The sequence below is a fragment of the Pseudomonas sp. ADAK18 genome, from assembly GCF_012935695.1.
In the GTDB taxonomy this organism is placed as follows: domain Bacteria; phylum Pseudomonadota; class Gammaproteobacteria; order Pseudomonadales; family Pseudomonadaceae; genus Aquipseudomonas.
Genome location: NZ_CP052859.1, coordinates 3,799,549 through 3,812,026 on the forward strand (window position 1 = coordinate 3,799,549; position 12,478 = coordinate 3,812,026).

The 12,478-nt window shown below is 50.6% G+C and carries 15 protein-coding genes; 7 read left to right on the plus strand and 8 right to left on the minus strand.

Annotation, left to right across the window (positions count from 1 at the left end):
* Positions 1-190: 190 nt before the first annotated feature.
* Positions 191-2,566 carry a membrane-bound PQQ-dependent dehydrogenase, glucose/quinate/shikimate family gene (locus HKK55_RS17030; protein ID WP_169355749.1) on the plus strand — a complete coding sequence of 792 codons (2,376 nt, stop codon included), beginning with the start codon at positions 191-193 and terminating at the stop codon, positions 2,564-2,566.
* Between the two features lie 34 nt (positions 2,567-2,600).
* Here the strand turns inward: HKK55_RS17030 and tnpB are convergent, their stop codons facing one another.
* The gene (tnpB, locus tag HKK55_RS17035) at positions 2,601-2,912 is read right to left on the minus strand and encodes an IS66 family insertion sequence element accessory protein TnpB (RefSeq protein ID WP_169355750.1); all 312 of its coding nucleotides are present in this window, start codon (positions 2,910-2,912) and stop codon (positions 2,601-2,603) included.
* On the minus strand, positions 2,909-3,241 hold the full coding sequence (locus HKK55_RS29505; RefSeq protein ID WP_169355751.1) for a transposase: 333 nt from the start codon (positions 3,239-3,241) through the stop codon (positions 2,909-2,911). The genes tnpB and HKK55_RS29505 overlap by 4 nt, the downstream gene beginning before the upstream one ends.
* A 46-nt stretch (positions 3,242-3,287) precedes the next feature.
* On the opposite strand from HKK55_RS29505, the gene HKK55_RS17045 reads away from it, so the two are divergent.
* The 4 genes from HKK55_RS17045 to HKK55_RS17060 all read left to right on the plus strand — a co-directional run bounded on the left by HKK55_RS17045 (position 3,288) and on the right by HKK55_RS17060 (position 5,186).
* Complete coding sequence (locus tag HKK55_RS17045; protein ID WP_169355752.1) at positions 3,288-3,503, plus strand: hypothetical protein; 216 nt, start codon at positions 3,288-3,290, stop codon at positions 3,501-3,503.
* Between the two features lie 34 nt (positions 3,504-3,537).
* The gene (locus HKK55_RS29305) at positions 3,538-3,867 is read left to right on the plus strand and encodes a hypothetical protein (protein ID WP_169355753.1); all 330 of its coding nucleotides are present in this window, start codon (positions 3,538-3,540) and stop codon (positions 3,865-3,867) included.
* Positions 3,868-3,958: 91 nt separating this feature from the next.
* Positions 3,959-4,927 carry a DUF932 domain-containing protein gene (locus tag HKK55_RS17055; RefSeq protein ID WP_034120719.1) on the plus strand — a complete coding sequence of 323 codons (969 nt, stop codon included), beginning with the start codon at positions 3,959-3,961 and terminating at the stop codon, positions 4,925-4,927.
* Between the two features lie 67 nt (positions 4,928-4,994).
* Positions 4,995-5,186: a hypothetical protein gene (locus tag HKK55_RS17060; protein WP_169355754.1), complete on the plus strand. Its 192-nt coding sequence runs from the start codon at positions 4,995-4,997 to the stop codon at positions 5,184-5,186.
* A 29-nt stretch (positions 5,187-5,215) separates the two neighbouring features.
* Here the strand turns inward: HKK55_RS17060 and HKK55_RS17065 are convergent, their stop codons facing one another.
* Complete coding sequence (locus tag HKK55_RS17065) at positions 5,216-5,524, minus strand: helix-turn-helix domain-containing protein (RefSeq protein WP_124415349.1); 309 nt, start codon at positions 5,522-5,524, stop codon at positions 5,216-5,218.
* A 121-nt stretch (positions 5,525-5,645) separates the two neighbouring features.
* On the opposite strand from HKK55_RS17065, the gene HKK55_RS17070 reads away from it, so the two are divergent.
* Together HKK55_RS17070 and HKK55_RS17075 are read left to right on the plus strand one after the other, a co-directional pair.
* On the plus strand, positions 5,646-6,302 hold the full coding sequence (locus HKK55_RS17070; RefSeq protein ID WP_169355755.1) for a hypothetical protein: 657 nt from the start codon (positions 5,646-5,648) through the stop codon (positions 6,300-6,302).
* 33 nt (positions 6,303-6,335) lie between these two features.
* Positions 6,336-6,668 (plus strand): hypothetical protein, encoded by a 333-nt coding sequence (locus HKK55_RS17075; RefSeq protein WP_169355756.1) that lies wholly within the window; start codon positions 6,336-6,338, stop codon positions 6,666-6,668.
* Positions 6,669-7,248: 580 nt separating this feature from the next.
* Here HKK55_RS17075 and HKK55_RS17080 read toward each other — a convergent pair.
* The 5 genes from HKK55_RS17080 to HKK55_RS17100 all read right to left on the minus strand — a co-directional run bounded on the left by HKK55_RS17080 (position 7,249) and on the right by HKK55_RS17100 (position 12,178).
* Positions 7,249-7,716, minus strand: a complete 468-nt coding sequence (locus HKK55_RS17080; RefSeq protein WP_169355757.1) for a HEPN domain-containing protein — start codon at positions 7,714-7,716, stop codon at positions 7,249-7,251.
* 191 nt (positions 7,717-7,907) lie between these two features.
* A complete protein-coding gene (locus HKK55_RS17085; protein ID WP_169355758.1) occupies positions 7,908-8,297 on the minus strand; it encodes a hypothetical protein in 390 nt (129 codons plus the stop codon).
* A gap of 309 nt (positions 8,298-8,606) precedes the next feature.
* Positions 8,607-8,915, minus strand: a complete 309-nt coding sequence (locus tag HKK55_RS17090; RefSeq protein ID WP_169355759.1) for a hypothetical protein — start codon at positions 8,913-8,915, stop codon at positions 8,607-8,609.
* Positions 8,916-8,993: 78 nt separating this feature from the next.
* Complete coding sequence (locus tag HKK55_RS17095; RefSeq protein WP_169355760.1) at positions 8,994-9,869, minus strand: hypothetical protein; 876 nt, start codon at positions 9,867-9,869, stop codon at positions 8,994-8,996.
* Between the two features lie 272 nt (positions 9,870-10,141).
* Entirely contained in the window at positions 10,142-12,178 is a 2,037-nt protein-coding gene (locus HKK55_RS17100) for an SEC-C metal-binding domain-containing protein (RefSeq protein ID WP_237151264.1), read from the minus strand.
* Positions 12,179-12,478: the final 300 nt, after the last annotated feature.

Consider the following 12,478-nt stretch of genomic DNA (forward strand, 5'->3'; position numbering starts at 1 on the left):
TGAAACAATGTAAATATCAAATAGCCTTTCTTATAATCACCTGCTACTCGATACGGCTTAAACGCTAGTCAGCTTAACCCACTAAAACTCAACGCTACCATCGTATTACGGCACATAACGACTAAGGCTCAAGTTCACTAAGGCGCGATCGGTCTCCGACGCCTCACGTCCAATCTCAGGAGGTAACCATATGCCTGCACTGTCAAGCAGTCCTACACGAATACAAGCGTTCGTAGCCGGACTGGTAAGCTTTACCTTCCTGACCATGGGCTTTTTTTTGGTTTGGTTTGGGCTTGAACTCATTGATCTTGGAGGTGCTTACTATTACGCGCTTTATGGCGTATTTATGATAGCGATCGCTGTATTGCTAATAAGACGCTCAGCGATGACTGTCAAAGTATCCGTTATGGGTGCCGTTGCAACAGTTGCATGGGCACTCTGGGAATCAGGGGATAATGCCTGGTATCTTTTCCCTCGGATATTCGCACCAATCGCGGCCACATTGGCTATCGTACTGCTTCACTTGTGGCTGCCTCGCACAAACCCTAAAGCGTATAGTCCGCGCACGCACGTTGCTTTGGCTGCTGTATTGGTAGTGACACTGTTCCTCAGCTTCGGCAGCCTCTTCCTCGTCTATGGGATTGCCAAAGATGCCAACCCCGTAGCCGATGGCCCACTCAGCGATGCAGGACAATCTTGGACCCAGTTTGCGGGCTCCAATGAACGGTTCAGTCATGTTCCGTATAGCGAAATAAATCGCAAAAACGTTAAACATCTCAAGGTCGCGTGGATGTATCGCACTGGAGATATCGCTAAAGATGGTGCAGAAGATCAAAATACGCCGCTCGAAGTGAACGGCGCGGTTTATGTTTGTACGCCTAGCGACACTGTTGTCGCTCTAGATGCTGACAGTGGCTTGAAAAAATGGGAATTCAGGAGCGAAGCAAAATCACCTCTTTGGCAACGATGCAGAAGCTTGGCGTACGTAGACACTTCGAAGAATACTTTTCGTCCAACCGTACTAGAGTCGCCCGACACCACCTGTGCTCACCGTATTGTGTTGTCAACCATCGATAATCGCCTGATCGAGTTGGATGCTGACAAAGGGACGACCTGTAATGCCTTCGGCGACGCTGGCAGCGTTAACCTTAAAGCTGGTATGGGAGAAGTCTCACCTGGTTATTACATGCAGACCTCAGGGCCTACCTTGGTCGAAAACGGCATGATAATTATCGCTGGCTGGGTATGGGACAACATGTCGGTTGACGAGCCTTCTGGAGTAGTGAGGGCTTTCGACGTGATGGATGGTTCGCTTTTATGGGCATGGGATTTGGGTAACGCTCACATCGATAAACTCCCACCAGCGGGTCAAAGCTATACACGTGGCACTCCAAATGTTTGGGCGTTTCCAACCGTTGACGAAAAACTAGGTTTAGTGTTCCTTCCAACGGGCAACTCGACGCCAGACTATTGGGGCGGTAAAAGAACGGCGGCATCGGATGAGTACAGCTCTTCTGTCGTGGCGGTTGATTATCATACGAGTAAAGAAAAGTGGCATTTCCAGACAACTCATCACGACGTTTGGGACTACGATGTTCCCGCACATCCCAACTTGTACGACATACCGGGCGAAAATGGCGCAGCCGACACCCCTGCACTCATCCAGATAACCAAGCGCGGCGAAATCTTCATACTAGATCGCCGAACCGGAGTGCCGTTGTCGGAAGTTGAAGAGAAACCGGTTCCCACTAACGATCCCGCGCAAGGAGAGCGCCTCTCCACCACTCAGCCATATTCAGTAGCGATGCCGCAGATACGTACAGGAAAACTGCGAGAAGCGGACATGTGGGGAATGACGATGTTCGATCAGCTACTGTGCCGGATCGAGTTTCACAAATATAGATACCAGGGCGACTTCACTCCCCCATCTGTACAGGGCACACTCGTATATCCGGCAAACTTGGGAGGAATGAATTGGGGAGGTGCGTCTCTGGATAAAAAACGCCAGTACTTGATTCTTAACGATTCTCGTATAGTGATGTTATCGAAGCTGGTGCCAAGAGATCAGACTCAAGCAAATGCAGGAGACGGTCACACGGGTTATGCCCCGCAGATAGGCACACCTTTCGGTGTAAACAACAGCCTTTTTAGTTCGCCTTTGGGCGTGCCTTGTAACGCTCCGATGCTGGGAACCTTAACCGCAGTCGACCTTCGTACCCGCAAAATAGCCTGGCAGGTTCCACTTGGCACTCCGGCTGACACCGGTCCGCTAGGCCTAAAGACCCACCTACCAATGGAAACGGGAATGCCTTCACTCGGCGGCCCCTTGACGACGGGAGGCGGGATAACCTTTTACAGCGGCACGCTCGATTATTACCTCAGAGCTTTCGACACAGATACAGGGCGCCTGCTATGGAAAGGAAAGCTTCCTGTTGGTGGTCAAAGCACCCCAACATCTTACTTATCCAAAAAGTCAGGTAAACAATTTGTAGTGCTAACCGCCAGTGGATCTCGTGGTTCATCTGATCGGGGGGATTACGTAATCGCATTCGCGCTGGATGAATAACACTCGAATGAGGGGCAGGTTTTAGCTGGATCAACTAGCGAAAAAGCGCGAGCTGAAACGAGCCTACTAAAGCCTGAAGCTGCTCGTTATCGAGTTCGACTTCCAATCCGTGCCGAATGCCGGGCCAGTGAAACTTGCCTTGATTCAGCCTTCGCGCCGCAAACCAGATACCCACGCCGTCATGTACCAGAACTTTCATCCGCTTGGCGCGGCGATTGGCGAACAGATAAGCAAAATGCGGCTTTGCCGCACCGAACACGGCAATAACCCGGGTTAACGCCGTTTCGGTGCCGACGCGCATGTCCATCGGTTCGGTGGCGAGCCAGATCGCATCGATTCGAATCACTGCAACAGGTCTCGCAGAAAGGAGGCATATGCGTCAGCGCTTTCGGTCGGCCAGTTCACTTTGACGGTGCCACACGAATGCTGGATTTCAACGCAGATGCTCGATAGCGGAGCATGGGAATGCCCTCCGGCGAGCGGCAAAGGAAGCGGGATGAAAGCAGGTCGCAGGTCCATGGTTTCGTTCGTTTGTACCCGAATCCATTTATGGACGAGGTTCGCGTTAAGGCTGTGGTGCTGTGCGACGCTTGCAATCGACGCGCCGGGCGGAGCCCACTCTTGGAGTACCTGGACCTTGAAGGATTTGGAATAAGATCGGCGTTGTGGCTGCATGGAAAGACCCGCTTAAAAGGCTAGAAATGGTGTGGTGCTCAGGAAGGTGAGTTGGCCGGACACTTACGATTTGCATACAGATCCGGCAGCGGGATGGTGGAATCCGACCATTGAGCCCTACTCCATTCTTCAAGCTGCTGATTTAGAAAAGCTCACTAAGGATCGTCTCGAGCATCTCGGCTACTGGCCGACTGCGGTCTATCAGAGCAAACAGCAACGCAATAATGCCCATTCGATTCTAAAAATTCTCAAACACACATAACTGCTATGACATCACTACCAAAGAGGTTCGCCCCATGTCATTACAGTGCCCTAGCTGTAACTCACCAAAAATCGCCTCTCTCCACCAGGCTATGAAAATTGCAGCTGCACTCGGTACGGTCGGCGGCGCAGCACGCGGCGTCAGTGGAGCATTAGCCGGCAGTCAAGCGGGTGCCACCGTCGGCGCAGTTGCCGGTCCCTTCGGCGTCACTCTCGGAGCCGTTTCTGGCGCGATTCTCGGCGGGCTTGTTGGCGGCGCTGGCGGCTGTGCATTAGGCGCTCAACTGGGCGACAAGCTTGACCGTCATGTACTCGCCCACAACCTCTGCCTGATCTGTGGGCATCGCTTCAACCTCCCTGCTTAAACCGTTTCCCACTTCCCTCTATTAATACGACCGGACAGGGCCACGCGATGCGTGGCCTTTATGCCGGCTTGCACCCTAAGGAATCATAATCATGGCTCATCAAATCGAACAAATGGCTTACGTTGGTGCAACTCCGTGGCACGGCCTCGGCAGTCAACTGACTCAAAAACAACCTATTGAAATCTGGCAGCGTGAAGCCGGTATGGACTGGCAGATCCAGGAAAGCCCCGTCCACTTCAAAGCCGACGCTATCGGCCATATGGGCAGCATTCACTCATTCCCAGAGCAAAAGGTACTGTACCGTTCCGACACCAAGGCGCCTCTGTCCGTGGTATCCAACCGCTACCAAATTGTCCAGCCGCGTGAGGTGATGGAGTTTTACCGTGACCTGACTGAAGTGTCCGGCTATGAGCTGGAAACGGCAGGTGTGCTGAAGGGAGGGCGTAAGTTTTGGGCATTAGCGCGAACCGGGCAAAACGCCACCTTGAAGGGCAACGATCAGGTTAATGGCTACTTGTTGCTGGCGACCTCGTGTGACGGCACCCTCGCGACCACAGCCACGCCGACCACCGTTCGCGTGGTTTGCAACAACACGTTGAGCATTGCCTTGGATGGTATTCCCCATGCAATCAAGGTCCCACATAACACGCGATTCAATCCTCAGTCGGTGAAAAAGCAACTCGGTATTGCCGTCTCGCAATGGGACGAATTCATGTACCGGATGCGCGTGCTCTCCGAACGCAAAGTTCAGTGGCCTGAGGCGATGAGCTTTTTTATGGAGGTGCTATGTGAGACCTACGCCCATGATCCCATTCCCGACGTACTACCCAACAAACGAGCGCTGGAGAAGGTTCAAAACTTGTACGAAGGCAAAGGTCGCGGATCAGACATGGAGTCCGCTCGCGGCACCGCGTGGGGCCTGCTAAACGCAGTAACTGAGTATGTCGATCACGAGCGTCGTGCCAGGAGTTCAGAGTACCGGATGGACTCAGCTTGGTTCGGGCAAGGAGCACAAATCAAGCAACGAGCACTCGACTCGGCTCTACGACTAGTTGCATAAAGTTGTTTTCGACCAACATGCCTGAGCGATCAACGCTCAGGCATTTTTCCGCCTGAAGGAAAATACGATGAATTTCATACGCTTTGTCGGTCTGCTTTTCATGTTTTTCGGCATTCTGGCCAGCTGCCTGTTGGCAGTTGCACTAGCAGTTCTCATGGCTCGCTATTGGCCAATCCTGATTGCAGTGCTGCTGGCAGCCTTGCTATTCGAGTTGATCACGACAGAAGCCGGGGTCGAAATATCTTTGAACCCGTGCTGAAGGTAGGCCAAAGGCGCATTGCTGAGTCGCTATTGAGATTCCAGCAGCTCGTCCAGGTATCGCATTAGCTGCACGCGCTCATCTGCATCCAGCTTACTAAACTTGATAAGCAGCTCAGCTTCGTCATCTTCGACCGCGTAAAAATACGCCGCAGGAACACTGAGCACCTCGCTCAGCCGCTCGACCAAATCCGGGGCAGGAACCCGCTTCCCCAACTCGTATCGGTTCATACGGGTGCTTGCAGACATCTCGTCTAAGCCGGCATCAAGTCCTAGTCGTTCTTGCGACAACCCCGCCCTAATACGCGCCTGCTTTATCCGCTTTGCCAGTACTGACATGCACACACCCAATTTCCAAAGGGGCATCGTGCATGCGCAGCTTTTTCCAAATACTACCGTTTTGGTAGTATTCGAATATCATACGAACTCAATCCAACCACCGACAAAACCGAGCGCTCAGATGAAAGTCAAAATCTCGCTGATCAATACAATGCTTTTTGCCGCTTTACAGGCAGGTGTGTCCCTGACAGCTGCCGCCGACCCGAACATACGTGTATGCGATACGACCCCCACCCCCATGCCCATCCTTGCGATCAAGCACATCGACTGCTCCATCCCCAACTCTCCGTCTTCAGTAAATAGGGCCTACGTCGATCAAAACGGCAACAAAACTTTGCAACGTGTTGATGGAAGGCGAATCGTCAACTGCGACAGCGCAGGGACCTGCGCGCACCGTGGTGAATTCATGGGCAATGCTCCTGAAGGGATCTACGGGATCACAACCGGATGGTATCTGGGCACAGATACGGCGGGAGCGGTCGTGGCTTACAAGGAAGGTACCGGTCCTGGCTACGGTGGAAATCGTTACGAACCACAAGCAACGAAAAAACCATCGTCAAGCCCGGTAGACGTAAGCAAACTTGACGTTGTATGCATGGCAACAGCGGTTTTTAACTGTTCGATCAATGGGCAAGATATAGAAGATCAGGATTTACCTAAATATCTTCCGTTGGTGGATAAAAAGGATGTAAAGAAACAAGGTGGAAACTGCGACTCAGTACCACTTTGCTATGACAAGAACATGATGCTCTTGGGCCTGAACAAAGATTTATTTTAAATCCCGTTAGTATCACTAGCAACTGGAACCAATATGGACATCAGTGTTTATTCAGCCAGCGAAATATCCAATGAGGACATTTCCTCAATGATCTCAGAAAAAAAGTCTTTCAAAATAAAAGAAATCGAATCTGATTTTTTTGGTGACACGGTAGAAACCTTAGAAAAGCTAATTGAATCTCAAGGATTCACATGCCGAGTATATACCGCAGGACGCATAGCAGCCCTTGGAGTCGGTGCACTTACTATCGCTGGAGGAGTAGCAGCCGGAATTACAATTGCAGCTCACAACATTGCAACCTACAATCCAGACTACGAAATAGCTAAATTTTATCCGACAACGCTCGCTGTCACCTACAAAAAATAGAAACTCTACCAACATAAATCAAACTTACGCCTTCCTTAGCAAAACTGAGGAAGGCATAAGGCTCCAGAGTTTTATTTTTGAGTAACAGCTAATCATGACTCCACTCGTGCATCTTCTAATTCACTTCAAATAACTGACAAAATACTTATCAGCCACCATTATTTCGACAATCTCGCATAACTCTTCCCTCCATAGTTATCAAAGCAAAGAGGTATCAGCCGCTTACGGTGTGATTTATGGCATCTGGGACGATTCGGCCACGATGACCTTCAACCGTAACTTCAACGCCTAAAACTGTCGCGCTTCCAGTAAGCCCGATAGCGGCACCTTCAATCTATTATCCAGCGCCGATACGCTAAGACAGGCCGCTACATCAGCAAAAGATAACTTTTTTTCGTTCACTTAATGACAACTTGTATCTCGAACTATTCGGGGCAACGCGGTTGCTCATGGCACATCCTAACGGGACTCATTTTAAGGCTTAAAGGTGTCTACGAAACTAGAAGCGATTTATTCGGCGATCGCAGTCAGTTTGCGGGATAAATCCAACGCATGGCGTAAAGTTGAACTTCAAGACTTTCTACACGGAAAAATCATCTGACAACACGCCAGACATTTGCTCTTCAATTTTCAGTCCGTACCAACCGTTCTCCACTAGAGCTTGTAGCGACAATACAACTAAATTGAAGCCGAATTGCGATACTTCAAGAAGCTTCTTGAAATCCTCATTTAAGCTTTGATCCATGATTTCATTTTTCATAGGATGGTGCACTCTGTACCCGCCGTGTACAAAAGAACTTCGGCAGTCGTACATTTCACGCAAGTGCTTCTTTAACATCCTTTTGCCCTGAGCATCTAGCTTTAAGAGTGTTGAGATCCGCTCAACTAGATTAGTGAATCCTTCTCCTACCTTTGTACCATAAATGGCCTCTAATGCATGAAATGCCCAAATAACCCAAACGACATCTGCGTCTGCGCCACAGCAAATATGCAAAACTGAAAAAATTGCTTTTTCTACGCCAGACTCGGCTCTTTGCCTGACCCCCATATTGAGTTTCTTATACCAACAAACAACCGATGACAAAGGTAATATTCTAGGCGCGAAGAGCGAGTCCCCTGCCAACAAGTTTCTAAACCCTGACTCAAAACAATCTGCTGAAAGTCGTAACTCAGTAATTAGCCCTCTTCCCGAATCGATACGTATACCAAGAAAATCGCATACACCTGGGCGAGCAATGTTTAGGATAAAAAAATATCGTACAGGAACTGCTCAACAAAATGGCTTACATACCACTGTTGCCGACCGAGCTCCTCATCACTCTCCAAAGTTACCTTCACCACAAATTCCAACTCTGGAAACAAGGCAAACTCTATTTGCTCTATGGATAACGTATGACTTAGCTCCGCAACGTTGAGCGACTCAATATTGATTTTGTACGCCTCTACAAAAGGAAAAAAATCGCACTCAACAATAACTTTTACGTCGCCATGCATATAGTGCCAAGGCCCAATTACGCTGATGGCTTGCATCAATAATTCCATATCTCCAGACTTAATCTCCTCCCGACGCTCACCACCATCTAAACGCCCCCATCCCCTCCTGCGAACCGTCACCAATGAAACCGTCATATTACCCCCCCTCACGCCAGTTATTATTTAGAGGATATAGCATCAGCTCCTGGGGTATCAATCGTGCGAGTGAGTGCGTAACTGCGAGGGAGCGGTTCAAGAAACGGATCAAATCCGATTTAGACGCATCGATACGCATGATGAAGTTCGGTGCCGAAGCTGGAGATATATCCTCATAGCGGTCCTACTCTGGCACGCTACAGAATCTCGACCGAGTAATCCTGGGTTTGGGAAAGGCCTTTTCCTTCTTCAGCAATGGCCAGTGGATAAAGAGTTTGGATGACTACATCACAACGAAATCTGGTGAGATTACCTCTTCACTATGTGCTCATAAACTAGTTCATAGAGCTTCTGCGCTAAGGATTCGTCGTAGGCGATTCTAAAGCCGGTGACTGCCATCCCCTGGCTGCTCCAAACACCACCGTCTGATGTATCGGTGTAGATCCACCAGATGGAATGACCTCTCACGACAGCAAACCAATTCGAATAGCCAGAAGGAAGATTTTCTTGCAATAAGGGTGTTGCCTGACTCTCCTTTGCCTCTGCCCAGGTGCGCCACCTACTGACCTTCTCACCAACCTGAGCTATGTGCTTTTGAATACTGCTGCGCGTGTGCATCAGACCATTTCCTCACGTTGTTCAAACATTCAGATTGAGGTTCTAGATAAAAGATCGAGTGACCTCCAATTGACTCCACTACCGGCACCGGGCTTTCGATAAGGCTGCCATTACATTTTCGATCGCACGCTTGCTATGGTGATCGTCTGATGATGGGGTCAAAAAAAGGCCGTGGGGAAAAATCGCGCTGATCCATTCTTCAGGAATGCGTTGTAGCTTATTGAACCATTCGAATTCCTCACGGAAAACCTCATAGATAACTTCATCCGTTTCAGAGACTGAATCGTCACGCAAGTGGGCACGGGGCAATTCGACTTTGGAGATGGTTCCCTCCGCCCAGGTCATTTGGCTGAAGCTACTCATTATCGAACCGCCACCACGTGGGTAATCGTAATGCGTTGATAGTGGCTTCAGTCCCCACAATAAATCGCCTGACGGCACTGGTACTGTTTCGGCAATCACTAGGTACGATCCCATGCTTGTATCGCAGATTCCGACGATGTTGCCGTTCTGTTTTTGGCGCTCCAGTTCTTGGGCTATCTTCGGATGAACTACCTTCAGGCTGGCTCGGAGGCCTTCCAGCTGCGAGTGTCGGAACGCAATGAGTTCCGACACTCGCTCGTTACGATGTGCCTCCTTTTCCTTTTTAAATTTCTCGCGAGCAATACCAGCTTGTGAACGCTGAATCGGCCTCTCGAGCAACGCGACTAGCTCCCCTCCACTGATCGTTACGTGTGGATGCAGGTCCTGGTTGTCTTTCAAATATTGCAGCAAACGCGGTAAGCAACTGGTACTGAACCATTCGCTTGCGCCATCTGCGCTTCCTCCACTTGCGACCACCTCGATTGGGTCAACGCTAGCGAGGCGGAAGGTACGGTGTAAGATTTTTTCTAAGGTATAGGCATCGGTTTCAGATGCTAGGCGAAGGCCAAGTGACTGATGAAAATCAATCAACTCCCACCGAAAACTCCGCGCTCTAGCGAGGATTTTGTTCGCTTTGCCAATCTTGAACCTAGGGTGTTTTAGGTCTCGCAGAATGTAAACGTGGGACGTCAAATGCTGATCCTCAAGACTAGATTTTTCACCGTCCGCTTTTGGCCGAATAGCTGTTATTTTACAACGATTGCTCAATCCGCAGAGTGTCGAGGCCAATTGAAACAACAGGCCGACGAGCCGCAAGGATGAGGTGTCTCGGCTCGTCTAGGTTCAAGCAGCATCAAATAGCGTTACGGCATGCAACACTTTTTGTATTTTTTACCGCTTCGGCAGGAGCAAGGGTCGTTGCGTCCCACTTTCTGGCCATGGCTTTGGCGAATGAGGGACGACAACGATGATATTGGTGCTGGGGCCTGGGCATCCCTAGTCAGCTCGTTCATCTGCTCAGATTCTGTCCATGTGGAATTAAGACTCACGCCGAACTGAATGTCGCAATCTCCACCGACGGCCAAGCCGAACCACGTATCTGATCGCAGGATGTACTTACGCTTGTGGCAATGGAACTGCAGCCGGCGCAAGGCTGCCGCCGAGGGGACTACATTAGAGTGGAAGCAAATGCCGGCCCTTCCTTGCTCGGCTCCGATTGTAAAATCGTGCCCCTGCCCATCCTTTCGCGTCATGCGAGTTATGGCCTCAAGGCCCCGATGGATATTAAAAGCGGCGTCCTCATTCATGGCCAGAAGCTGAAATCCGAGTTCGAGCGTTGCTGGATTGGCCTCAGCTTCAATCTGGGAAATCACCTGCTCATACCTCGTACCAGCTAATCTGGTCAGTATGCCTTCGGGAGTGCGCTGGCCCGGATGCCCCTCCCGCCGGACAGTCATGGCGGTGTCGAGATCGATCGAATATGAGTCATCAATCATCACGTGATTGATTTCGTCATCGAGCCACATATTTCGTTTCAAGTGAAACCCCAAAGCCGTCAGCTCGTGACTGAGATTCAGCTTACCCACCGCGGCGATTCGAAGGCGGATGTAGCTAAGGAACCTGAGCGGTGACGTGAGCATCTCAGCGAGGGCGTCCAAGAGGAAGACATCCATCACGAAAGGCGCTTTAACAACCTCGGTCGTCTGATACGACAGGTATTGGCTGGATTGGAATGCCAATGCCGGGTAGTGCTCGGAAACGATGTTGAAGAGGTAAATTTCTTTCACGGGATGAGGTAGCTTTACTTCCCTGCCTTGGTCGTCCTCCAGCCGATACCCACCCTCAACAATAATGCTCGCACACTCCCATCCTTGCTCGTACGACTGCTGAATTGCCGCGGCGAAGTCTGACTTGAGTTGACCATCATTGCCTTTCCGGGCCTCAAGGGTCAGTTTTTTTGACTTCGCCTGAACAATGATCAACCGATCGCCGAAAACGACCAGCACGTCGGCCTCACCAGCAATGTCCTTGCCTTTAAACAAATTTACGTTGGTATGGACATTGCCTTCACCAAAGACTGCGGCAAGCCGCCGAGCTGCGAACTGCTCCGCAAATGCGCCACGATTTGCCATGGCTTTCGGTCGGTACGGCTTGTCGGCCCACATCCAGAAAAATGGCGATTCGTAGAGAGCCTCGTAGATGGCGTAATGCTGGAAGAGCAACACCGTACCGCGACCGGTCAGCAGTAGCGGCGTGGCCGCGACGGCATTGAAATCGCCAATGGTCTGAAATTGCAGATTGTCACCAGTCAGCGTCAAAGCGCGGAATACGGCCTCGACAATGGCTACATCCAGTCCGCTTAAATCCGAGACAAGCTTCGCCGAATACTCAAATGCTGCGAGCAACATGTGAGGCTCAACCTCTGGCGTATTGGAGCCGGTGAAGGCGGCGCATGACCTCTCGTCCATAAGGGCGCACATGGCGTGTGCAACCACCTGTGCCTGGCCGATGGAAAAGCCCATTTTCTCAACGAGCCAGTGGTCATCTTCACCGTACTTCGCGGGAAGAAAATCACGGTACTGGAAACTGTAGGCGGACTCGGTCCCATAAAAAATCGGCTCTCGCATGGACATGCCGTCCCAGGCTGCTCCCGTGTTGCTCCCGCTCATGGCCTGATCTTTCAGGGCTGACATCATCGGCCGAGAAAGAGCTTGGTGTAGCTCCACCATGAGTGTATCGGTGCGGGCTACCAATTCGCCCAAGACCTCTACAGTGGGCACGCTCATGTCCAGATCCTGACGAACCATCAACCCGAGCAGAGTTGTGATTTCAGTCCTTAATAAGCGGTCATTGCTAAAAAGCGGAGCAATGTCATCCGGATTCAACTCGTCGTTGTACATGACTAGGTTGTCCCGATGACATATGAAAGCAATACCATGGACATAGCCTGGAGAGGCTGTCAGCTCAACAAGATCAGCAAGAACCTCAGTTTCGGATCGACCTATTAGTGTCGGCATGCGGCGTTCCTCCCAGAGATACATCAGTCAAAGATGCGCAAGTATCTTGGACTACTGTGAATCTAGCGTAGGTGCCAAGAATGAAGAGGACGGATTTATTTTCTCCACTCCAAACGTCCGCTTTTGGCCGGTGCTGTCCGTCGTAAGGGGGGCAATCGACCAAAAGAGGCTATTCGATCGTGT

Coding starts and splice junctions, on each gene's coding strand:
- HKK55_RS17030 (WP_169355749.1), top strand. CDS start 191: ATGCCTGCACTGTCAAGCAGTCCTACACGAATACAAGCGTTCGTAGCC.
- HKK55_RS29505 (WP_169355751.1), bottom strand. CDS start 3,241: ATGCAGCCACAACGCCGATCTTATTCCAAATCCTTCAAGGTCCAGGTA.
- HKK55_RS29305 (WP_169355753.1), top strand. CDS start 3,538: ATGTCATTACAGTGCCCTAGCTGTAACTCACCAAAAATCGCCTCTCTC.
- HKK55_RS17055 (WP_034120719.1), top strand. CDS start 3,959: ATGGCTCATCAAATCGAACAAATGGCTTACGTTGGTGCAACTCCGTGG.
- HKK55_RS17060 (WP_169355754.1), top strand. CDS start 4,995: ATGAATTTCATACGCTTTGTCGGTCTGCTTTTCATGTTTTTCGGCATT.
- HKK55_RS17065 (WP_124415349.1), bottom strand. CDS start 5,524: ATGTCAGTACTGGCAAAGCGGATAAAGCAGGCGCGTATTAGGGCGGGG.
- HKK55_RS17070 (WP_169355755.1), top strand. CDS start 5,646: ATGAAAGTCAAAATCTCGCTGATCAATACAATGCTTTTTGCCGCTTTA.
- HKK55_RS17075 (WP_169355756.1), top strand. CDS start 6,336: ATGGACATCAGTGTTTATTCAGCCAGCGAAATATCCAATGAGGACATT.
- HKK55_RS17080 (WP_169355757.1), bottom strand. CDS start 7,716: ATGGGGGTCAGGCAAAGAGCCGAGTCTGGCGTAGAAAAAGCAATTTTT.
- HKK55_RS17085 (WP_169355758.1), bottom strand. CDS start 8,297: ATGACGGTTTCATTGGTGACGGTTCGCAGGAGGGGATGGGGGCGTTTA.
- HKK55_RS17090 (WP_169355759.1), bottom strand. CDS start 8,915: ATGCACACGCGCAGCAGTATTCAAAAGCACATAGCTCAGGTTGGTGAG.
- HKK55_RS17100 (WP_237151264.1), bottom strand. CDS start 12,178: ATGTACAACGACGAGTTGAATCCGGATGACATTGCTCCGCTTTTTAGC.